The following is a 21917-nucleotide window of genomic DNA, read 5'->3' on the forward strand; positions in this document are numbered from 1 at the left end:
ATATCTCAAGAACCACATTCATACCACCTTTCAGGTCAAGACCGAGACCAACCTCCATCTTGCGAACCTGATTGTAGGTGTACCACAGATAAACTTTCTCTTTGTCGATTGAGTCGTTGAATTGCTTCAGACTTTGTTTGTAGACATCATTGGTCTCGTCGCTGGTCTTGGCGGTCATGGCTGCGAACTCTTTCGCTTTCTTCTCATAATGGGAAGTGACGAAGCTGAAAGAGATGTAAAAACCACAAATCAATACCAGAAGGATCGCAATGGTGCTGATAAACCCTTTGTTCTGCATTTCGATTTTGTTGTTATTTTATTATTTTTATTAATTCGTTTCTATGATGATATTCCACGGAAACATGTCGCAAAACCGACAGTTCCTGTGGAAAGTCTATTTTTCATCTTGCAAATATACGGCTTTTTTTTGATGTTTTGAGCATTCACGGCATAAATTTACTTTTTCCGCCCGCATTTCTCAATAATTTTGCTTATTTTTGAACTCTTTTAAGAAAAACGCCTGCCGTACGGAAGCCGCGGGCTCCCGTATAAACACGAGAGGCGTTGAAAACCACGAATCAGGCGAAAATATGATAAAGTTTAAGCGTTATCTCTCTCCCGACACATACGGAATAATCTGCCGGACGCTATCGCTTGCCGCAATCGTAGTGCTTGCGGCGGCATGCGCCAATATCGGAAATCCTTCAGGAGGAGCACGCGATGAGGATCCTCCGTTATTTGTGACAGCCAACCCGCCGCAAGGAGCGCTTAACGTCGACAAGACAAAAGTAACGCTCACTTTCAACGAACTGGTGAATGTAAAGGACGCGTTCACAAAGGTTGTGGTGTCGCCCCCGTCGCGTCAGGTGCCGAGAGTGGCGTCTGTAGGCAAAAGAGTGACTGTCACTTTCGACTCCCTTATGCCGAACACAACCTACACCATCGACTTCGCCGATGCCATTGAAGACAATAACGAGGCAAACAAGCTACAGGGGTTCGCCTATACTTTCTCTACGGGGGAGACTCTGGACTCGCTGAGGATTTCGGGCATGGTTCTGGATTCAAGAAACCTTGAGCCGCGCCAGGGAATACTTGTGGGCGTGCATTCGAATCTCAATGATTCCGCATTCATCAAGACCCCTCTCCTGAGAGTGGCAAAGACTGATGACAAAGGACAATTTACCATAAGAGGACTCAAGGAGGGGACATACAGAGTTTTTGCCCTTGATGACAAAGACAATGACTATAAGTATGAAAACCCGGAAGAAGACATGGCTTTCCATGAAGTGACCGTCACCCCCGGATCGGAAACCGTCGAAACAACAGATACGATTTTCAATGCCCTTGGAGAAGTTGACACCGTAACAAACCGCATGCGTACGCGATTCCTCCCCAATGACATCCTGCTCAGGACTTTCAATTCGCAGATCCGCCCCCAGTATCTCGCCAAATATGAGCGTATCGACACAACAAAGGTATTCTTTAAATTCAATACACGTGCCGACAATCTCCCCGAACTCAAAGTGGTCAACCCCGCAGGGGAGTCTATTGAAGACGCTGTGATAGAGCGGAGTGCACGGAACGACTCCATAATATACTGGCTTCCCGAACGTCTGGTGCATGCAGACTCACTGCGCATTGCCGCAACATATCTGCGCACCGATTCCACAGGAAATCTGTCCGAAACCACAGATTCGCTGCGGTTCTACTATAATCGTCCGAAACCTAAAAAGGCTAAGAAAAGTGATAAACAGAAGAAGATTTCCGTGGAGGATTCCATCAGGAACATAACTCTTGATGTGTCATTCAAGACTACCCAGCAGGAGGTTTACCTACCTCTTGAGTTTGAATTCGCCACACCTCTCGCCAAGCTCGACACTTCGGCATTCCGTCTCGAAGANATGGTCGACACGCTGTGGAAACCCGTAAAGAGTCCGTTCACGTTTATGCAACGCGACAGTGTATCTCCCCGACATTTCAAAGTGGAATACCCATGGGCGTATGAAACGAAATACAGGCTCGTTGCCGATACTATGGCAGCAATAGGAATATACGGAAAACCGACAAGACCGATTTCTCAGGAATTCAGCACAAAGAAGGAGGAAGACTACTGTTCGCTGACGTTTCACCTTTCAGGACTCGACCCCGCTATACCATCGTTTGTAGAACTGCTTTCAGGAAGCGACGCTATTGTGCGCACGGAGCCTGTGGCGAACAACAGCGTGACTTTCAAGTATCTCTCACCCGGGAAATATTACGCCCGCCTTATCGAGGATTTCAACGGCAACGGGGAATACGACACAGGCAACTATGACCTGCAGCTCCAGCCGGATCTGTCATATTATTACCCCAAGGTGATAAACATAAAGAAAAACTGGGACAAAGAGGAGCAGTGGGATGTGTTCGCTGTTGCAATCGATCAGATGAAGCCTAACGCCATAAAGAAAAACAAACCGGCACAGGACAAACGCAACCGCGAGCAGACTAACGAGAATGAAGAGGAAGAAGAGGAAATTTTCGATCCCACGGCAAACCCCTTCGATCCTAACAGCAAAAACCGCCGCAAGACAGGTGCCTACTGATTCTTACATTAACCTGACAATATAAACAGTATGAAGAAACTTATGACAGCGATAATGGCATGTGGTGTAATTTTCCCCGCAATGGCTGATGACCATGATTACAGACTCATCTGGAGTGATGAATTTGATGTTGACGGCACCCCCGCCGCCCACTGGAACTATGAAAACGGATTTGTCCGCAACCATGAAGACCAGTGGTATCAGCCGGAAAACGCGGAAGTAAAAGACGGCTGTCTTGTAATAACTGCACGTCTCGAAGATCGTCCCAATCCGATGCACGAACCCGGTAGCCGAGACTGGCGCAGACAACGCGAGAGGATAAAATACACATCTTCCTGCCTCACAACGTCGGAGAGTTTCAATTATCGCTATGGCAGACTTGAGGTAAGAGCACGGATTCCGGTCACAGGGGGTGCATGGCCGGCAATATGGACACTCGGCAACAAATTCAGCTGGCCGGCAAACGGAGAACTCGACCTGATGGAGTTTTATCGCACAAAAGAGGGAGAGCCTATAATACTTGCCAATGCGTGCTGGCTTAGCGACAACAACCGAGACGCCTGGGATAGTGTCCGCGTACCCTTCTCGCATTTCCTGGGAAAAGACCCTATGTGGGCATCGAAGTTCCATGTATGGATGATGGACTGGGATCCGGAGATGATACGCATGTACGTAGACGGAGAATTGCTTAATGAGATACCCCTTTCGCAGGCAAAACATGGCGGCGGAGACTCACATGACGTAAACCCCTTCAGCAACGACCTTAAGGGATTTGGAGACTACATCCTCCTCAACCTCGCCCTCGGTGGCGACAACGGCGGCAAAATCGACGACTCCCAGTTCCCTCTCCGCTACGAGATTGACTACGTCCGCGTCTACCAGAAATTAAATTGAAATCAATTTGCTTTCAGGATACCACTGTTGATTGTCTTGTCAATGTTGACTTTGTCATGTTTAGTCTTTTTGCCGAAATCGAAATAATAAGACAGCTTCAGATATGCAGACTGGGAGTCTGTTTTAGAATACCGGCGGCTTGAACTATTATAGACAGGTAACAAGATATTCATATCATAATAGGGATGCTTAAGGAAAGGATTGTTGAATCCAACCTCTGCCCGGAACGGACCTTTGGACCATGTCGCCGATATGGAGTATTGCCAGATCGTCTTTACAGTTTCAAGTTCAAGCGAAAGCGCTTTCTGAGGTGTGGAGCCACGCAAGAAGATGGCAAAATCCTTGAGGTAAATATTTGCCGATAACGTTGCGTACCAGCATGCCGCGGAAAGGTCTGCCACTCTGGAATAACGGTTATACATGTATCCGCCTCCTGCCTGCATATTGAAAATATTCGAAGGAGTCCATGTTGCGGACAGGCTGCCGTTCAGTTGACGCCATATCCCATTACCGTCAAATGTCTGCACAAGCATATCCTTCTCAATGAAGTATGAAGGAAGAGGCAGATCATCCGCACCATTATACAGAAGCATTGCCTGAAGGTTAAGGCGTTTGAATCCGATTCCATACACCCCCATGGCAGTAGTCAGCTTGGTTTGCTTAAGGTCAGGGTTACCCTTTTTCTGTTGAATCATGTCAACTTGTTGGGTTGCCCCGTTCATATATGAAAGTTCCGGATAGGAATTTCCATAGGAGCCGTTAAGCTGTATGAATTGGTTTCTTGCCGGCTTCAAGGTGAACACGATCTGAGCCCTCGGACCGAATTTAGAGACCCTGTCATGCCCATGCTGCCTGTATACCTGAGCCGACATTCCAGGGGTAAGGCGCAATGATGCTATACCCCACAATTGCCGGGCATATTCAGCGAAAAGTATAGTTTCAGATGTCCATAAATGCTGCCAGGAACTGTTTGTGCCACGATAGTCAGCAGAAGAGACATTGAACAATTCAAATAATTTTATTGTCAAGGAATTACTGTTGTTAAAGTTCTTAATATAATTGATATTCCCTTGAAAATTATAGAGATTTTCCAAAGTATTTGATATTGCAGCTTCGTTGTTTTCTGTATAACAGTAATCATAATGGTTGCGTGAAGCCGTCGCGCTTGCCGAAGCATCAATCATCTGATTATGACTCAGTTTAAAATTTCCACTCAAACCGAGGTTGTATTGATAATTCCTTGTAACCGTGTTCTGAGAAACATCCACCCTCCTATTGCCGATCGTATTTCCGGAATATGTAAGCATATAGGATGTGAAATCTTCAGGAGTAGCATTTCTAAGGAAATTGAATGTCGCCCTTAAAGTTCGCCTATCATTTTTATTCCTTATCCTAAACTGGGCATATTGATTGTTGTTGCTCATTCGGGAACCCGCTGTCGCGTAGTTGCGATCTATCGGTTCCAATGGGAACAGTATTGTTTCCTGTTTATCTAACCTATTACCATTAATCTTGTTATAATCAATACCGCCATATAGAGTATACTGAGTATTCTTGTTATAATATCTTGCAGCGAGATTGTAGTCACCGTTAAGATAACCCAGCCGTTGAAGCGCATCTATTGAAACGTAACCACCGGAAGTACGTTTTTTGAGAATTATATTGATACTGGCGTTGTCTCCCGCATATTTACCTGTTGGAGCTTCCATATACTGCACAGATTCCACATCTTCCGGTCGCAATTGCTGCATCTCACGGTAATCGGATTTCATACCATCTATATAGATGGCAACGCTGCCACCGAATGCACGCACAGAACCCTTTGCAACATCCACCGACACACCGGGAATCATAAGATTGTTTATTAAGTCAAACCCGGAACCGGAATGTTTTTTCTGTTGCTTGTCGGGATATATCTTCAATCCATCCGCAGTGCGGATAAACCTGTCTCCGGTCACGACAACCTCATCAAGAGAGGTATGAGTGGTTTTCAGATTCACATTAAGGTTCAAGTTATTGTCATTCGATATTTCGAATGGTATGCTCCGGGATTCATATCCCACACAAGAAAATGAAATTATATATTTCCCGTTTTCAAGCCCGTCAATGAAATACACACCTTTTTCTGTCGAAACTCCACCTTTAATGTATTTTGAATCCTCTGAACTTAAGCGCACCGAAGCATACTCTACTGGCTTGTCAGATTCATCATATACAATACCGGAGATTATTACCCCTAATCCGCAGATATAAGAGAAACAACAAGCAGGAGCTAATATAAACAATCTCTTAAAGAAACTTTTTCTAAAGAAAGTGAAGATGTGCATAATGTTGATGAGTTTTATAAGGTATTAATCCCAAAATTAATAAAAAATCTTAAAAAATATAGATTCAGATAAAAAAAGAGTCGTCCGAATTTTCATTCGGACGACTTTCATATTGTTACTTACTGTCTTATTCTTTGCACTTGGCGACGATGAACTGACGGTTCATGCGGCCGATGTTGGCAAGCTTGATGTTCTTGGGGCACTCGGCGGCGCAGGCACCGGTGTTGGTGCAGTTACCGAAACCGAGTTCGTCCATCTTCGCTACCATTGCACGCACGCGACGGTCTTTCTCCACCTCACCCTGCGGGAGATATGAGAGCTGGTTGATCTTCGCGGAAACGAAGAGCATAGCCGAGCCGTTTTTACATGCTGCCACACAGGCACCGCAACCGATACAGCTTGCCGAATCCATAGCCTCGCCGGCATTAACCTTGGAGATCGGGAGGGCGTTGGCATCCTGTGCACCGCCACAGTTGAAGCTAACATAGCCGCCTGCCTGCTGGATCTTGTCGAACGCGTTACGGTCTACCATAAGGTCTTTTATCACCGGGAATGCCGCAGAACGCCAAGGCTCTACAGTGATTGTCTCACCATTGGCGAAACGGCGCATGTAAAGCTGGCAGGTAGTGGCGCCTGTAGCGGGACCGTGAGGATGACCGTTGACATAAAGCGAGCACATACCGCAGATACCCTCGCGGCAGTCGTGATCGAACACGATAGGCTCTTCACCTTTCTCGATAAGGCTCTCGTTGAGAATATCGAGAGTCTCGAGGAATGAGGTGTCGGGCGTTGTCTCAACATCACTGTAAGTCACAAATGCGCCCTTCTCCTTAGGTCCGGCCTGACGCCACACCTTAAGGTTGACTTTCATTATATTTTCTTCCATTGTTGAATTCTGTTTTAAGGGTTGTTATGACTTGTAGTTACGTGTCTGAACTTTGATTGCCTCGTAGTGAAGCGGCTCTTTGATAAGCTCGGGTGCTTTCTCGTCGCTGCCTTCGTATTCCCAGCAGGAAACGTAGAAATAATCCTTGTCATCGCGGAGAGCCTCACCCTCGGGTGTCTGATACTCTGTGCGGAAGTGACCGCCGCAGCTTTCGTTACGGTTCAAAGCGTCGTAAGCGACAAGTTCGCCCATTGTGATGAAGTCGTTGAGACGGAATGCCTTGTCAAGCTCGATATTCATACCCTCAGTTGTTCCGGGCACGAAAAGATCTGAGTTGAAAGTCTTGCGGATCTCTTTGAGCTTCTCAAGCGCAAGCTGAAGACCCTCTTTGTCGCGTGCCATGCCGACGTATTCCCACATGATGTGACCAAGCTCCTTATGGATTGAATCTACAGAGCGTGTGCCTTTGATGTTGAGAAGTTTCGCCTCGGCATCCTCACACTTCTTCTGAGCCTCGTCGAATTCAGGAGTATCAGTCTTGAAGTGGGGAACGGTGATCTGGTCGCTGAGGTAATTCTGAATTGTGTAGGGAAGCACGAAGTAACCGTCAGCAAGACCCTGCATGAGCGCGGAAGCACCGAGACGGTTAGCACCATGGTCAGAGAAGTTACACTCACCGATAGCGAAGAGACCCTTCACAGAAGTCTGAAGCTCATAGTCTACCCAGATACCACCCATTGTGTAGTGGATAGCGGGGAAGATCATCATCGGATTGTAATAGTTAACACCATTCTCCTCACGTGCGAACTCACCGGGGTTAACGTCTGTGATCTCTTCGTACATGTCGAAGAGGTTGCCATAACGCTGACGAACCACGTCGATGCCGAGACGGTTGATAGCCTCAGAGAAATCAAGGAACACGGCGAGACCGGTGTTGTTCACACCGAAACCAGCATCGCAACGCTCTTTTGCCGCGCGTGAAGCCACGTCACGGGGAACGAGGTTACCGAACGCCGGATAACGGCGCTCCAGATAATAGTCGCGGTCTTCCTCAGGAATGTCGCTACCTTTTATTTCACCTTTCTGAAGTTTTACTGCATCTTCAAGCTTCTTGGGAACCCAGATACGACCGTCGTTACGGAGAGACTCGGACATAAGTGTAAGCTTTGACTGCTTGTCGCCGTGCACGGGGATACATGTTGGGTGAATCTGAACGAACGCGGGGTTTGCGAAGTAAGCGCCCTTGCGATAGCAAGCCATAGCAGCGGAGCAGTTGCAACCCATCGCGTTTGTAGAAAGGAAGTATGCATTACCGTAACCGCCGGTGGCGATAACTACGGCGTGAGCTGCGAAGCGCTCGAACTTACCTGTAACGAGGTTCTTGGCGATGATACCGCGTGCGCGTTCAACACCGTCCTTGTCCTTGATAAGGACGAGTTCATGCATCTCATAGCGGTTGTAGCTCTTCACCTTACCGAGCTGGATCTGGCGGTTAAGTGAGCTATATGCACCGAGAAGAAGCTGCTGACCTGTCTGACCTTTGGCGTAGAATGTGCGGCTCACCTGAGCACCGCCGAATGAACGGTTGGCGAGGAGACCGCCGTATTCGCGTGCGAAAGGAACACCCTGTGCCACACACTGGTCGATGATATTGTTAGAGACCTCTGCGAGACGGTATACATTGGCTTCGCGTGCACGGTAGTCACCACCCTTCACAGTGTCATAGAACAGGCGGTAAACGGAGTCACCGTCGTTCTGATAATTCTTGGCTGCATTGATACCACCCTGAGCCGCGATAGAGTGTGCACGGCGGGGTGAATCCTGAATACAGAAATTAAGCACGTTGAAACCCATCTCTGCGAGAGTTGAGGCTGCAGAAGCACCTGCAAGACCTGTGCCGACAACGATCACGTCAAGTTTACGTTTGTTTGCCGGGTTTACGAGTTTCTGATGAGCTTTATAGTTGGTCCATTTTTCAGCGACAGGACCCTCCGGGATCTTGGAATCGGCCGGATTCATTACTCTTACTTTATCTGTTGCTTCCATATCGCTAATTACTGGGGTTGTCCGGGCTGGCCGGGAATTTCTAATTCGGGTTTGTTGTCAGCCTGNTCGAGATAATCGAAGAATTTGACTACATTCTCAAGCGACTTGTGCTGCTTGGTCATGTTTTCAAGCTGAGTCTGCATCTGAGGATTGTTTTTCACATAGTCTTTACCCTCGGGAGTGCTGAGCTGCTCGATCTGCTGAGCCTGCTGCTGCTCCATCTGACGGAGACCCATGGAAACCTGGCTGTAGGGAGACATCTTGATCTGCATGCCGAGCTGCGCCATGTCAGGACCGAAATCCTTCTCCATCATAGGCCATACCATATCCTTGTATTGTTCGCGGAGAGCCTCGTTCTTGATGTAATAGTTTTCGTTGGCTCTTACGGTGAAGACGATAGCCTGGGCGATGAAGCAAAGCACCACAAGCGAAGCCCATACGCAAGCCACTTTCTTCAAGCGGGGAATCCAGACATTGTTATCCCAGCCGATAGACTGGAACATCGACCAGAAACCATGGTTGAAGTGGAACCAGAGGGCGATGAAACCGATGATGTAGACAATCGGAGTCCAGACCTCAGAGAAAGCCATCTGGATGAAAAGAGTACCTGCCGCAGGGGGCACAGTGCCGTGATCACCGAGGATCTCAACGAGCTGCATCTTTGCCCAGAATTGGATAAGGTGAACCACGAGGAAAGCGAGGATCACGATACCGAGCACGAACATGTTCTTTGACGACCATTCCACGCTTTTGGGAGTCTTGGAGATGGCATAGCGCACGTTACCGCGTGCCTTGCGGTTCTGCACGGTAAGCATCACAGCGTAGATGATGTGGACGATGATGAAGAGAGCCAAGACAGCTGAAGCCGCCAGTGCATACCAGTTTGCGCCTAAGAATTCGCAAACCGAGTTGTATGCTGCGGGCCAGCAGATGGCTACGGCGTTCATCAAACAATGGAAAGTTACGAATAGGACGAGGAATGCACCCGACAGGGCCATTACGAATTTACGTCCTACAGACGAGTTTGATAACCACATAGCAGTTTTAAATTAATTATTAGATTATTTTATTCAGTTTTCTTATCGTCGTCGGCTGTCTCTATTCACCTGCCCCGTATTGAAAACAGACAGAGAGGCTACCACAGAACAGTTCTTCTTGCAAATTTATGATTATTTCCGCAATCCGTAAAATTATTAAGGAAATTTTTCTTAAATAATTCAAATTATAGCCATGAAAATAGATTTTTAATGATTTACCGATTGCAGTTTCCGAAATTTTATATAACTTTGCGGTTGCAAACTAGAGCGAGAGTTTCTCCGCAACGGTAACGGCAGGTCTGGTAGCTCAGCTGGATAGAGCAACAGCCTTCTAAGCTGTGGGTCTTGGGTTCGAATCCCAACCGGATCACAGAACAAATCGGCAAGATGCCGCAAATCGCTGAAACCAAGACGGTTTCAGCGATTTTTTTTGTAATACCCCTATCCGACAGAATATTCCGGCTCTTTGAACGTGCGTCTTACTCCCGACATTCACTCCCGTGTAGCTTACCTCGCAAAACAGGCTGGAGTATCCATCAACTCGTTTATACGCACGGCTGTGGAAAAACAGATTGCCGCCATGCTCTGATATGATTCAAAAGCATCGAACTTCTATCGAAGTTAACAGGATATTATATTAAAACAGTCAGTTGGCGAAAGTCTATTGAATAAAATATTGTCTATTTTGTTCAATACAGAGATACAAATGAATAAAATTAGCTATATTTGCAGTCTAAGAAACTGTTTAAATTTATTTTCGAGGAAGATTGAGAGTTATTTTTGAGGTGATTCCGCGAGTTGAGAAAGGAGAAACCGAAAGGTTTCGACTGCCGCAACTTGGCGGAAGCAGCCAAAAAGAACCTCAAAATTCCCGAAAGATTCTTTATAATGTTTTTTCGTAATAAATTTAAACAGTTTCTAAAACAGATTGCAATGAAAACAACGATACTCAATCAGAGGGCAGAGCGAGATGAACTGATGTCGCGCCCTTATCAGCAACGGCATACAAGGTATGACGCCGACGAACTGTTGCAAAATCCGCTTATCAAACTTATAACCGGGCCTCGCCGAGTGGGCAAATCGGTATTTGCTCTGCTTATGTTGCAGGGCAAGAATTTCGCTTATCTCAATTTCGACGACAATCAGTTGCTTGAAAAGTGGGATGAAGACTTGGCGATGTCAGCACTTGAAGATGTCTATCCAGGCTATGACTTCATGCTGCTTGATGAAGTCCAGAATCTTCCCGGTTGGGATCTTTGGGTCAGCAAACTCTACCGTCGAGGCAAGAACCTCGTAATCACGGGCAGTAATGCCAATATGCTGAGTCGCGAAATGGCTACCGTCCTTACAGGGCGTTATCTCCAGATCGAGATGCTCCCGTTCAGCCTTGAAGAAACGATGAACTGGAAAAATGTCAGTCCGCAACTGGAAGAACAAGCTGCTCAGGCTATAACGCTTGCTGATGACTATATGCGCAACGGCGGTTACCCGGAAACAATCCCGGCACGTAGCATCACCAAGAGTTATCTTTCCACGCTGTTTGATTCCATACTGCTGAAAGATGTTGCCAAACGCCATAAGGTGAGGAACACCACCGACCTATATAATCTTGCCACTTACCTGCTCTCCAACTTCTGCAATCCCATATCTGCCAATGACCTTGCCGGAGAGCTTGGGTTGTCAAGCGTTGCAACGACAAAAAAATTCTGTGACTATCTTGCAGAACCATATCTCTTCTTCTACCTGCCGCGTTTCAACAACAAACTGAAATTGATGACCAAAGCACCTAAAAAGGTGTATGTGGTTGACAATGGATTTGTGCAAAGCACCGCATTCAATCACAGCGAGAACCTCGGTCGCCTGCTGGAGAACCAAGTGTTTGTCGAATTGCTGCGCCGTGGCTATATTCCCGGACAGACACTGTTCTATTACCGCACACGCAACGACAAAGAGATCGACTTCGTTACCCGCAAAGGCACAAAAGTCGAGCAACTGATCCAAGTCTGCTACGACATGACCTCCGAGAAAACCCGCAAACGCGAACTCGACGCCCTCGTCGAAGCCGCCGAAGAACTCCACTGCGAGAACCTTCTTGTCATCACCAACGACCAACAGGAATACATCAAGTGGAAAAATAGCACAATTAAAGTTGTCAATATCGGTAATTTTTAATCCGATGTATTACCCAATTTGGACGTATTTCATTACCCAATTAAACGATATTTGATATGCAAAATAGCAAGAAGACATGAACCTTAAATGCCCAATCATGGGAGGGAAGAACATTGAAATAAGACGTTGAAAAATCAAATGATTTTCAACGTCTTCTATTTTTGCCAGCTCCGAAATAATAAATCCGCACCAAGACAGGCGGCGTTGCGCAATGGAGCGCAACGCCGCCTCTCTGTTTTTGTGTTTGTGGCGGTCAATCTTTGGCGGCGACAGTGCCTTTGTACTGGTGGAGGAGGTTGAAACGATGGGTATTTCCATCGGATAGACCTATGTCGTAGCCACCACTGCGTTTGCAGATGCTGACGGCTTTCAGTTCACTGAAGTTCTTCGCTATATATCTGCGTATCGCTCCGGGAACCAACCCTTCGGGAAGTTCTTTCTTTCCGCAGTCTACGGAGGTCCATTTCCCCTTGTTACTGAATTCAATCTTGATTCCGTTCGACAGCCGCACATCGTAATCTGTCTTTTTCAACAGGTGCTTGTCGACCTTGATCATACTTACCTTCGCTTTCGGAAAGTATTTCGTAAGCATGGTCTGAGCCTCCTCGGGAAGCTCGCTGCGTTTGAGGGTGTATTTGTCGAAAATCGATGCGTTCGCTGCCGTTACAGCCATAAGCGCCGCCATAAGTGTAAGCAATAGTTTCTTCATACCTAAATAATGTTTTAATCCTCTCTTTAACGCCCAAACACGACCGGTATGATTTATTTTAATCATCTTTACAGCTTATAAGCACGCGTTAACACATTCGATACGCCTTGATCTGCGAATCCTACAGGTACGCTTCAAATTTTAATATAGATGCGCCGGCGGTAGAGCGGGAGTGCCACAAGACCGCAGACAAGCATCAGCGAGACTGCGTATATCGCCGATGCGAGTTCAGGAACAACGCTCCAACCTAAAATCCAGTCATAAATTACCTGTCTGGCATGAGTCGCACCAAGAATTATCCCCGCTATGTCTCCCAATACATACAGAAACAGTGGATTGACGCCGAAAGATTCGAAGAAAGCCATTCCCTTCCGATAACCTTTCACATCAGTGAAATATGATATGGTTGCAAGCAAAGCTGCCGCCATTCCGCAGGTAATCAGCACATAACTCGGACTCCATATGCGTTTGTTCTCCGGCAATATGCCGCTGAGAATGAAACCTCCGACAAGCAGCAACGCCGCTACAACGAAGAGTTTCAGCAGACGCACCTCAAGACTCTCCTTTCTCATCAACAACGCACCGCAGCAAAAGCCTATGACCGTATGGGCGATAGCGGGAACGGTTCCCAGTATACCTTCCGGGTCTACCGGGCGTTTAGTATACAGAAAGCCTTCGGACAGAAGGAAGCGGTCAACCACGGCATTCACATTGCTAAGGTCATTCTCATAACCGTTGAAGAGAAGCAATATCGCACCGTAAACAGTCAGCAGAGCAGCTGCCGTCACCCCCATTGCCCTGCGGCTCATGGAAAGAGCCATCAGCGACACCACTCCGTAACACAAGGCTATGCGCGTAAGCACACCGGTGAGCCGCAGGTGCCCGAAATCAAGCCACCCCTTTCCGTAGCAGACATTCGCAAACCAATGTATCGCCCAGCCTATCAGCATTATCAGCACAGTGCGTCTGAAAATCTTACGCAGCGATACAGATGACGGGGCAAAACCGGTTTTCGCCAATGATATGTATGTTGTCACACCCATAATAAACAGAAAGAAGGGAAACACCAGATCGCATACCGTTATCCCGTTCCATGCGCTATGTCCGAGATGTCTGTAGCTTTGCGGTCCTCCACCATTGTTTACTATGATCATGCAGACGATAGTCATTCCCCGCATGATGTCGAGAGAGAGAAGACGTTTGGTTTTCATTGTGTTATTTATTGGTAAAATTCAAGTTCGCCCCCTTTCACCATATCCTTGTGGGATATGCGGTCAGCCGGGATTTTTCTGCCGTTGAGACGCACTCCTTTCACGAGGCCTTCTCCCCCTTTCTCAAGAGTAGTGGCGGGTGCGGTTATTACAAAGGGTTTTCCGCCCTCCGGCGTGATTGTGATCCGCTCGAACAGAGGTGACGACAGATAATAGTCAGGCGTAGATGGTGCCACCGGATAAAAGCCCATCGCCGAGAACACCAGCCACGCCGACATCTGTCCGGCATCGTCGTTTCCAGACAAACCGCCGGGAACATTCAGATATTCCGTATCAATTATATGGCGCACGTGTCGGCGCGTTTTCTCCGGCGAGCCGAGGTCGTTGAAGAGATAGGCAACCTGATGACACGGCTCGTTGCCGTGCCAATAACGCAGCTCGCTGAACATGGAATCAAGCTTCGCCTCCGCCCTCTTCCTGCCTCCGAGCATAGAGAACAATCCCTCGGTATCGTGAGGCACATACCATGTGTAATGGCATGGGGCACCTTCAGTAATGGCAGGATTGAATGTGAAAGGATCGGTTCCGGAGACAAACCTGCCGTCGGCATGACGACCGTTGGCATAACCAAGCACCGGGTCAATCACATTCTTCCAGTTGCCGGAGCGGCGGAGCAGTATCTTTTCGTCATCTTTTTTCTCCAACAAGGATGCTATGCGGGACAGAGCGAAATCATCAAAGGCATATTCGAGTGTCCTTGAAGTCTGTTCGCGCTGATGAAACGCCTCCTTGACTCCATCCTCCACCGGTATGTATCCGTAACGCATATAGCTTTCAAGCGCGCGACGTCCCATGCCGTCGGCATATTCCTCTTTAGTTGCAGGCGACTCGAAAGCATTTCTGCGCAACAGGGAATAGGCGGAACGCAGGTCAAAATTCGTGACACCCTTGACTGCCGCATCGGCAATAGCCACTGCGCAGTGGTCGCCGATCATGGCGGCTGTGTAGCTTCCCCAGCACGGGAATATAGGCATCCAACCTCCCTGCTCCCCTTTGGAGACGAGACTCCTCATCATTTCTCCGCTCAGACGCGGTTCTATGAGTGTAAGCAACGGGTGCAAAGCCCTGTAAGTGTCCCACATGCTAAAATCGTCATAATAATTTCCAAAGTCCACCTTCATTATCTCCTTACCACCGGCAAAACGGGGATAAGAGCCGTCAACATCATTGATTACGCGGGGCAAAAGAGAGCACCTGTAGAGAGACCCGTAGAATTTGGCACGGTTATCCCGAGCCCCGCCCTCGACTTTGATTCGTCCGAACCTTTCGTTCCACAATGCCGCAGACCGTTCTCGCACCTGGTCGAAATCCAGTTGCGCAATTTCCGCATCCAGATTGGCAGCGGCAGCCTTCAATGAGGTGAATGAGCTGCCAGCCTTCACCACAACCGGAATGCCTTTGCATGCCCTGAACGAGACATATGCGCCTATGCCTGTCCGTGAGGTTTCCGAGTCATTACCCGGATATATGGTGTCGTTCCTGAATGTCCCTGCATCTACAATCTCCAGGTCCTGCGGAAGACGCACCACAAACCAGCCGGAAAATCCTGCCGGCTCACCCCATCCCTGATATATTCTGTGAACGGGATTATGCCCGCGTATCTCGCGTTTCTCCAGGTCAATCTCGATACTTCCTTCACCTTCGTCGGAATTCGGATTTACAACGATATGTCCTATTCCGTCATTTCCATAGGTAAAACGGAAGATTCCCGAACGTGAGAGTCCGGTCATTTCCGCTTTAATACACTCGTCGGGGAGACAGACCGAATAATAATCGGGGCGCGCAGTCTCCGTGACATGATCCATGCGTGTGGCACGCCCTGCGGGTGAAGTACGCAGTTTCCCGGACATGGCATGAAGAGTCATGGAGCCGTAATCCTGCGTGCAACCGCCCACAATCCAGTGACTGTTGCGGAAACCCTGAAGTTTCGGATCCGAGAAATAATAGGGTGCTATGCATTTCTGTTCTGTATCGCGGGTCTGAGGGGTCCAGAGATTCATTCCGTGGGGCACACCGACAGAAGGCAATGTCTGACCATGCTCTTCCGACCCCTTGCCGAACAGACCGGCGGTCATCGTCACCGCCGCGTCTGTTCCGACACGTGTATCAATCATGTCTAACGGACGTTCCGCATTAAGTCCTGAAGCGACACGAAACAATATTAATGACAAAAAAAGATATTTCATAAATTATCTCTAAACACCTTATTACTTGACGGCCTTACTGGTTGTGACAGAGCCATCTGAGTAACGAGTGCGTATGATAGTTATGCCGAAATCAGCTTGTTCTGTCAGGCGCGTGCCTTGAGGTGTGTAATACTCAACTGCAACAATGCTTGGAGAAGCAGACATTATGTCCTCCACTCCTGATACTGCAGCAGCTATCACTTCTATCTCGGAAGCTGACAATGCATGGTTATAAACACGAAAGTCGCTTAATAAACCTACAAAATTATTGTTAGTCATTTTTTGACCCCGTCCTATATAAGACAGCAATCGTTCGGAAGGTACGTATCCGTCAAGACCCGTTCCGACAGCTTTGCCATCTACATAGAGGGTAACTTTCCCTTTTTCGACAGCGATAGCCACATGCACACTGGTTCTGTAGGGAGCTTCTGTAGTATAAATCATGTCTTTATTCCTTCCGTTTGATGCGGTCAAAGTGAGTTGCCCCCCATTGGAAAGACTCAGATCCATATAAGATTCTTCACCGATACCTGTTGAAAAAAGGGTGAGCCCGTCTACTGCCGAGGTGCGTAACGCCCTCATCATTATTGTAAAGTCTTCATGACACAGCAACGAATAAGGCAGCTGATAATATTCTCCGCGCATGTAAAGGGAATTATCCCTGAAAGAAGGTGTGGAATTTGTTTTTGCAGAGAAGTCGTTTCCTGAAATATCCGTGAGGTTTTCAGTGAACGGCAAATGTGCGATAAGTCCCTTCTCACCAATAGTTTCGCAGGAAACCGGTGTTGACGTTGCCGAACGGTTGCCGGATGCATCCATTGCGAACACCTTATAGCTGTATTCCTTTTCAGTCACGGTATTGTCAAGGAAAGAGGTCAATGTCAGACCTCTCGCGATCGTGTTATACACATCACTCCCTTTTCCGGCACGCAAAACCGTATATGTAACATCTCCGCTGTCTGCCACCGGTTCCCACTCAAGAAGAGCCGATGCCGAACGAGGTGTGACCTTAAGTCCGGCAGGAGCGACGGGAGCGTCAAATTCAAGTGTCGCACCTGCGGGCAGAAGTCTCCACATCTGCGATGCATTGTCCGCGCGTTCTTTCTGTATCAGGGTTCCCCCCTCTCCGCCAATGCATTCAAGATACAAGGCACTGTGTTTGTTCCGGATATGGAACCAGCCGTCACCATCATATTCAAAAGCCCATTGCTGGTTGGCTCCATCACCCGGGGCGTAACAGATCATCATTCCGTCTGCATCAAGGCTGTAGTTCAGATCGTCGATTCTCTGTCCGTCAGTAGAATTTGCTATCCAGAAATAGCTGAAGTCGCCCCCCTTGTCATAAGGCAGCGGAGTCACGTTCCAGAGCTGATGCGTGGCTCCGGCATACGACTGCTGTTCAAGCGGTGTCATATTTGCGGTGTTTCCGCCTCTCGCGCCCAAGGCAAGACGGCTTCCTTTGTTCACAATGGCATACTCGCCATTGATCACGGGGCGCACGTCGTCACCGGTCTCGATAGCCACGACTGTCTCCGCATTGCGCTGAAGCGCTGACTGATAGGCACCGGTGGGATCACCCGGGAGGTCAACGGTATATTCCCTCAGCGGACCGTAACCGTCAATAAACACATCGCCGCCCAATGAAACAAACTTATATGACGAAGGTTTTGCCTGACGTTCCGAGCATCCGAGGAAACCCTGCAGTTTTCCATCGGGAGCGCGATAAACGGAAGCCGCCGACCATGCGTCGCGGTTTTCGGCATACCCGAGTCTCTCGCCGAAACTCGCTTTCATGAACTCGCCGCGCGCCTGCTCTGCGGTGCCCCACCAGATTCCGGTCTGCATACCGTATTCCACACCTACCATAGCCTCCATCACATTGTGAAGTTCATCGGCGGTGGCATGCCGTCCGTCTTCACGGACTTTGGTGAAAAACTCAGCGTATGTGTCGAAGCTTCCCGCGAGCTGATGGGTATTCCCTTCATCAAGAAATTCCTTGTTGTGCTCATACCATTTCATCGCCTCATCGTTGTTGAGGGTGTTTCCGCCGCTTATGCGGATATTCTCAAAACGGGGATAACGAGTGAAATCCTTTAGATTTTTTGATATTTCATAGAAAAGGTCTATCGGCGTGCCGTTGAGTTCGAGATCCGGCTCATTCAGCGGAGAGGCGGTAATCACCTTATAGCCCTTGGCCTCTACGGCAGCTGCTGTGGCATCAATCAGATCCGCCCATTTCGGTCCCTGCTCCACCACATTGCCGATGTATTCTTTCGGCGACCACCACGGATCTTCGGGATTCTCATATTTCCAGCCACCATAGATCTCCTTTATCGTCGGATCCCCTCCGTCAAGATTGAGAACGATATCCACCTTCTTGCCAATAAGACCCACGGTCTGCATACGTGCGTCAAGATTCTTCTGCAGCGACTGAGGAAGCACTCCCTTCTCGGTTATCTCCGCCCACGGCTGGAAAGAGACGCGCGCACAGGAGATTGTGCCGGACGTCGCGAAACGCACGCCCCGAAGCATATTGTCACGGCTGTTCCAAGCGGTGTCGAATCCCCAGAGAATGGGAAGGCTGACTCCCTGTCCCGAAGGATTGAAAAACACAGAATAGTTTGTAGCCTTGGGCAAGGCATATGCCTTCCATGCAGACTGGACATCAACAGCCTTCGGCTGCGCGATAAGCGGCGCGCCTGAAAGCATTCCTCCCGCTATCAAAGCGGTTACAATCAATTTGTTCGATTTCATTTTTCAAGGTCAACGAAAGAGTATAAAAATATTTTCTATGGCTTTACCACACATGATCGGCGGGTGATACCCGGATGTCGGTACAGTTCACAAAATTTGTAGGTGCGGCATATCCGGGAAAATCATTGGCAGAGACTTGAAAATCGCGCACAGTCACCCCGGAAGCGTTCTCGGCGAATATGCCGAAGACATCACTCTTTACGAAACCCTCCCCTTCACAGGGACGGCGGTCATATACACCACCCTTGAAAGCGGTCTGCTTCTTCAGCGTAAGATCCACATTCGACAACAGAATATCCGAGACTTTGCCGGGTGTGTCACAACCGATGAAGATACCGTTCTCGGAAGTGGACGCTATGTTTATGAAGCGTATGTTCCGCACCTCGCCGCAGGCGCCTTTGGTGGCGCCTTTCGGGAAACGCCAGCCTGCATCCTTATGGTTGCCGCGGGCACGCGGATATGACGTCACGTAAATGGGTTCGGACTTTCCCCACCATACATCGGAAAACAGCTTGCAGTCAACAATCATGTTGGAGAATGTCACATCCTCCACAGTACCCTCGTCGCGGTTCTGAATGCCGATTCCGCGATTCGACTCCGTGACAATGCAGTTGTCGAAAAGCACTCGCGCTATGCGGTCCATATTCTCCGAACCGATCTTGACCGCGCATGAGCGCGAGGTCATGATGCAATTGGTCACAACAACATCCTCACACGGACCATACTCTTCGAACTCCCTGCGGTTCTTAAGACATATGCAGTCATCACCGCTCTCTATGAAACAGTTTGAGATCCGCACCTTGCGGGAATGGTCGATATCTATGCCGTCGCCATTGCGTACTTTCAGGTTATTAAGCAGTGAGATATTGGAAATAGCCACATCATAACAGCCGACAAGATGCACGGTCCAGTATGCGGAGTTGGCTATAGTGACGTCAGAAATCCTGACATTACGAGCATTTATCAGTGTAAGCACATGCGGACGGGGATCGAAAGTGGTGACAGGTTTAAGTTCGTAGGAATCATCAAGTTCTGCGCCCATGAATGCCACGGCATTGCCATCTATCCTGCCAGTTCCGGAGATTGTAAAATTCCTTATGTCCTTGCCGGACAACCACATCATACCCTCCCCTTCGTTTGCACCGAACGCACTTTCGTTGTAAATGCTCTCGTTAGGATTGGCGAGCAACACGGAATTGGGACGCAGATGCAGATTGACATTCGACCGCATGTGCAGAGGACCGGCAAGGAAAGTCTTCCCTGCGGGGAACACCACGATGCCGCCGCCGGCAGCACTGCATGCATCTATTGCCTGCTGAATCGCCCTTGCATCATCAGTCACACCATTGCCGACAGCCCCGAAATCAGTAACCACAAACTCCCCGTATTCTCCGGCAACCACAGAAGAGACCTCCTCTGACGCGGAAATCCACTCACACCTGAACAAACACAAAAAAAACAATAAGATCAAGCTGACGCTTTTATTCATAACTTCTAAATTCAAAATTATTTACAATGCAAATTTACTCAAAAATTTTGGATTTTTCATTATATTTGCCACCGGGATTTCGCTCCTCCTTTTAAATGAATATCTGCCAGCTTCCGTTATCACCAGCCAATCCAGGAGGCTGATTCCGGCAGCAAGATTGATTCCGACGACAGAATCCCGATAAAAATCAAAATCCGGGATTGGCTCCGACTCCGGAGATTCGGGCATAGCCCTCATGACAATCATGATCCCCAAACGAAAGAGCCGAAGGCGAAAGAATCCCAAAGCCGAAGGCGTGGAACCCGAGAACCTGATTTACTTAAACTCATGCCCATGATTTTTTCACAGGAACAGGCTGCAAATCAGCTGCCAGATAAGAATAATCAGCCCGATAAAAAGCAGAGGCCGGCATACTACAAAGAACATCGGCCGCATAACTGCCGGAGGGCTACCTTCCACGACTATCGCCGACCCGGAAAGTATATGATCAATCTGACCAAAGACCCTGCTGCTCCTGCATACTCAAGGCTTGCGGGAGATCCGACTGATCCGCAAAACCCGGCGCGTACCTTGCTCTCCCCAGCAGGAGAAATTATCAACAGGATGATCACCGACCTCAACACTTACCCGGACTTCGAAATCGAGAATCATGTCATTATGCCAGACCATGTGCATATACTCTGGCGCGTAAAATACGATCTTCCCAAAGATTTCGGTTATTATGTGGGTCTTTTCAAATCAAGATGCACCAAAATATGGCGTGAGACATTCCCGGAAATTCCAAACGTCAGATCAACCTCTCTTTTCGCACCCAAATTCAACGACAGGATAGCATTCAGCGAGGAGATGGCAATCTGCATGAACAATTACATATCAGACAATCCGCGCCGAAGACTTCTGGCTATCAGACATCCGAATCTGTTCAACAAGGCACAGAGAGTACGCATACTTGACATTGAACTCGATGTATTCGGTAATTTTCATCTGCTGAAACACCCGCAGATTGCGGCGGCGGTTGTCAGCAGCCGCTATACACCGGAACAACGGGCATCCTACGAACGGGCATGGGAAGAGACAATACGCGGACAAGGAGTCCTCGTGTCTCCGTTTATCAGCAAGCCGGAGCAGGAGCTGATGCACCGTGTCATTGAAGAGGGAGGATCAGTCATCAGACTCATTCCCGACGGGATACCGCCGAGATACAAACCTTCAGGGAAGGAATTCACGCTCTGCGCCGAAGGCAGATGCCGGCATATCGGCATGCCGCGACAGTCGATGCATAAGGAAGAGCTCCGCCGCAACAAATGCCTGTTTCTCAACAACCTCGCACGCTGGATAGCCTCACACCCCTCGGAAAGCCTCACCCTCATCAGCACCGGTTCCCGAAACCGATGATCCCCATCAAATGCCTCCTTATGCTGACTCAAAAAGCCAAACCGGTGAAAAGCACCTGAGATCTTGGCGAACAACTGAGAACTCGACAAGACAACTGAAAACTCGGCGAACAACTGAGAACTCGGAGAGACAACCAAGAACTCTGCGAGACATCTGAGAACTCAGAGAG

The 21917-nt window shown here is 48.5% G+C and carries 14 protein-coding genes, 1 tRNA gene and 2 pseudogenes; 6 read left to right on the forward strand and 11 right to left on the reverse strand.

Annotation, left to right across the window (positions count from 1 at the left end; all coding sequences use genetic code 11):
* A partial coding sequence (locus JX312_RS00825) for a hypothetical protein (protein WP_204456579.1) occupies positions 1 to 298 on the reverse strand: 298 nt, incomplete at its 3' end.
* A gap of 292 nt (positions 299 to 590) precedes the next feature.
* On the opposite strand from JX312_RS00825, the gene JX312_RS00830 reads away from it, so the two are divergent.
* Positions 591 to 2582, forward strand: coding sequence for an Ig-like domain-containing protein (locus JX312_RS00830; protein WP_204456581.1), 1992 nt, complete (start codon positions 591 to 593; stop codon positions 2580 to 2582).
* Between the two features lie 30 nt (positions 2583 to 2612).
* The gene (locus JX312_RS00835) at positions 2613 to 3476 is read left to right on the forward strand and encodes a family 16 glycosylhydrolase (RefSeq protein ID WP_204456583.1); all 864 of its coding nucleotides are present in this window, start codon (positions 2613 to 2615) and stop codon (positions 3474 to 3476) included.
* Between the two features lie 2 nt (positions 3477 to 3478).
* Here JX312_RS00835 and JX312_RS00840 read toward each other — a convergent pair whose 3' ends face one another.
* The 4 genes and pseudogenes from JX312_RS00840 to JX312_RS14010 all read right to left on the reverse strand — a co-directional run.
* Entirely contained in the window at positions 3479 to 5803 is a 2325-nt protein-coding gene (locus tag JX312_RS00840; protein WP_255563895.1) for a TonB-dependent receptor, read from the reverse strand.
* A gap of 127 nt (positions 5804 to 5930) precedes the next feature.
* Entirely contained in the window at positions 5931 to 6689 is a 759-nt protein-coding gene (locus JX312_RS00845; RefSeq protein ID WP_204456586.1) for a succinate dehydrogenase/fumarate reductase iron-sulfur subunit, read from the reverse strand.
* 24 nt (positions 6690 to 6713) lie between these two features.
* The gene (locus JX312_RS00850; protein WP_123404019.1) at positions 6714 to 8708 is read right to left on the reverse strand and encodes a fumarate reductase/succinate dehydrogenase flavoprotein subunit; all 1995 of its coding nucleotides are present in this window, start codon (positions 8706 to 8708) and stop codon (positions 6714 to 6716) included.
* 404 nt (positions 8709 to 9112) lie between these two features.
* Positions 9113 to 9772: pseudogene (locus JX312_RS14010) on the reverse strand (succinate dehydrogenase cytochrome b subunit); the annotation flags it as partial.
* 296 nt (positions 9773 to 10068) lie between these two features.
* On the opposite strand from JX312_RS14010, the gene JX312_RS00860 reads away from it, so the two are divergent.
* From JX312_RS00860 to JX312_RS00870, 3 genes and pseudogenes are all read left to right on the forward strand, one after another.
* Positions 10069 to 10142 (forward strand) — tRNA-Arg (locus JX312_RS00860).
* Between the two features lie 93 nt (positions 10143 to 10235).
* A pseudogene (locus JX312_RS00865) lies at positions 10236 to 10361 on the forward strand (toxin-antitoxin system HicB family antitoxin); the annotation flags it as partial.
* 344 nt (positions 10362 to 10705) lie between these two features.
* A complete protein-coding gene (locus tag JX312_RS00870) occupies positions 10706 to 11944 on the forward strand; it encodes an ATP-binding protein (protein WP_204456590.1) in 1239 nt (412 codons plus the stop codon).
* Between the two features lie 253 nt (positions 11945 to 12197).
* Here the strand turns inward: JX312_RS00870 and JX312_RS00875 are convergent, their stop codons facing one another.
* The 6 genes from JX312_RS00875 to JX312_RS00900 all read right to left on the reverse strand — a co-directional run bounded on the left by JX312_RS00875 (position 12198) and on the right by JX312_RS00900 (position 20599).
* Positions 12198 to 12653 carry a PepSY-like domain-containing protein gene (locus JX312_RS00875; RefSeq protein WP_204456592.1) on the reverse strand — a complete coding sequence of 152 codons (456 nt, stop codon included), beginning with the start codon at positions 12651 to 12653 and terminating at the stop codon, positions 12198 to 12200.
* A 134-nt stretch (positions 12654 to 12787) separates the two neighbouring features.
* Positions 12788 to 13864, reverse strand: a complete 1077-nt coding sequence (locus tag JX312_RS00880) for an acyltransferase family protein (RefSeq protein ID WP_204456593.1) — start codon at positions 13862 to 13864, stop codon at positions 12788 to 12790.
* An 8-nt stretch (positions 13865 to 13872) separates the two neighbouring features.
* The gene (locus JX312_RS00885) at positions 13873 to 16110 is read right to left on the reverse strand and encodes a GH92 family glycosyl hydrolase (protein ID WP_204456595.1); all 2238 of its coding nucleotides are present in this window, start codon (positions 16108 to 16110) and stop codon (positions 13873 to 13875) included.
* Between the two features lie 21 nt (positions 16111 to 16131).
* Positions 16132 to 18864 carry an RICIN domain-containing protein gene (locus tag JX312_RS00890; protein WP_204456597.1) on the reverse strand — a complete coding sequence of 911 codons (2733 nt, stop codon included), beginning with the start codon at positions 18862 to 18864 and terminating at the stop codon, positions 16132 to 16134.
* 43 nt (positions 18865 to 18907) lie between these two features.
* A complete protein-coding gene (locus tag JX312_RS00895; protein ID WP_370541465.1) occupies positions 18908 to 20311 on the reverse strand; it encodes a glycoside hydrolase family 28 protein in 1404 nt (467 codons plus the stop codon).
* Between the two features lie 63 nt (positions 20312 to 20374).
* Positions 20375 to 20599: a hypothetical protein gene (locus tag JX312_RS00900; RefSeq protein WP_204456600.1), complete on the reverse strand. Its 225-nt coding sequence runs from the start codon at positions 20597 to 20599 to the stop codon at positions 20375 to 20377.
* 87 nt (positions 20600 to 20686) lie between these two features.
* Here JX312_RS00900 and JX312_RS00905 point away from each other — a divergent pair, with 87 nt between their 5' ends.
* Positions 20687 to 21748 (forward strand): transposase, encoded by a 1062-nt coding sequence (locus tag JX312_RS00905; RefSeq protein WP_204456602.1) that lies wholly within the window; start codon positions 20687 to 20689, stop codon positions 21746 to 21748.
* Positions 21749 to 21917: the final 169 nt, after the last annotated feature.

The organism is Barnesiella sp. CU968 (genome assembly GCF_905219685.1).
In the GTDB taxonomy this organism is placed as follows: domain Bacteria; phylum Bacteroidota; class Bacteroidia; order Bacteroidales; family Muribaculaceae; genus Lepagella; species Lepagella muris_A.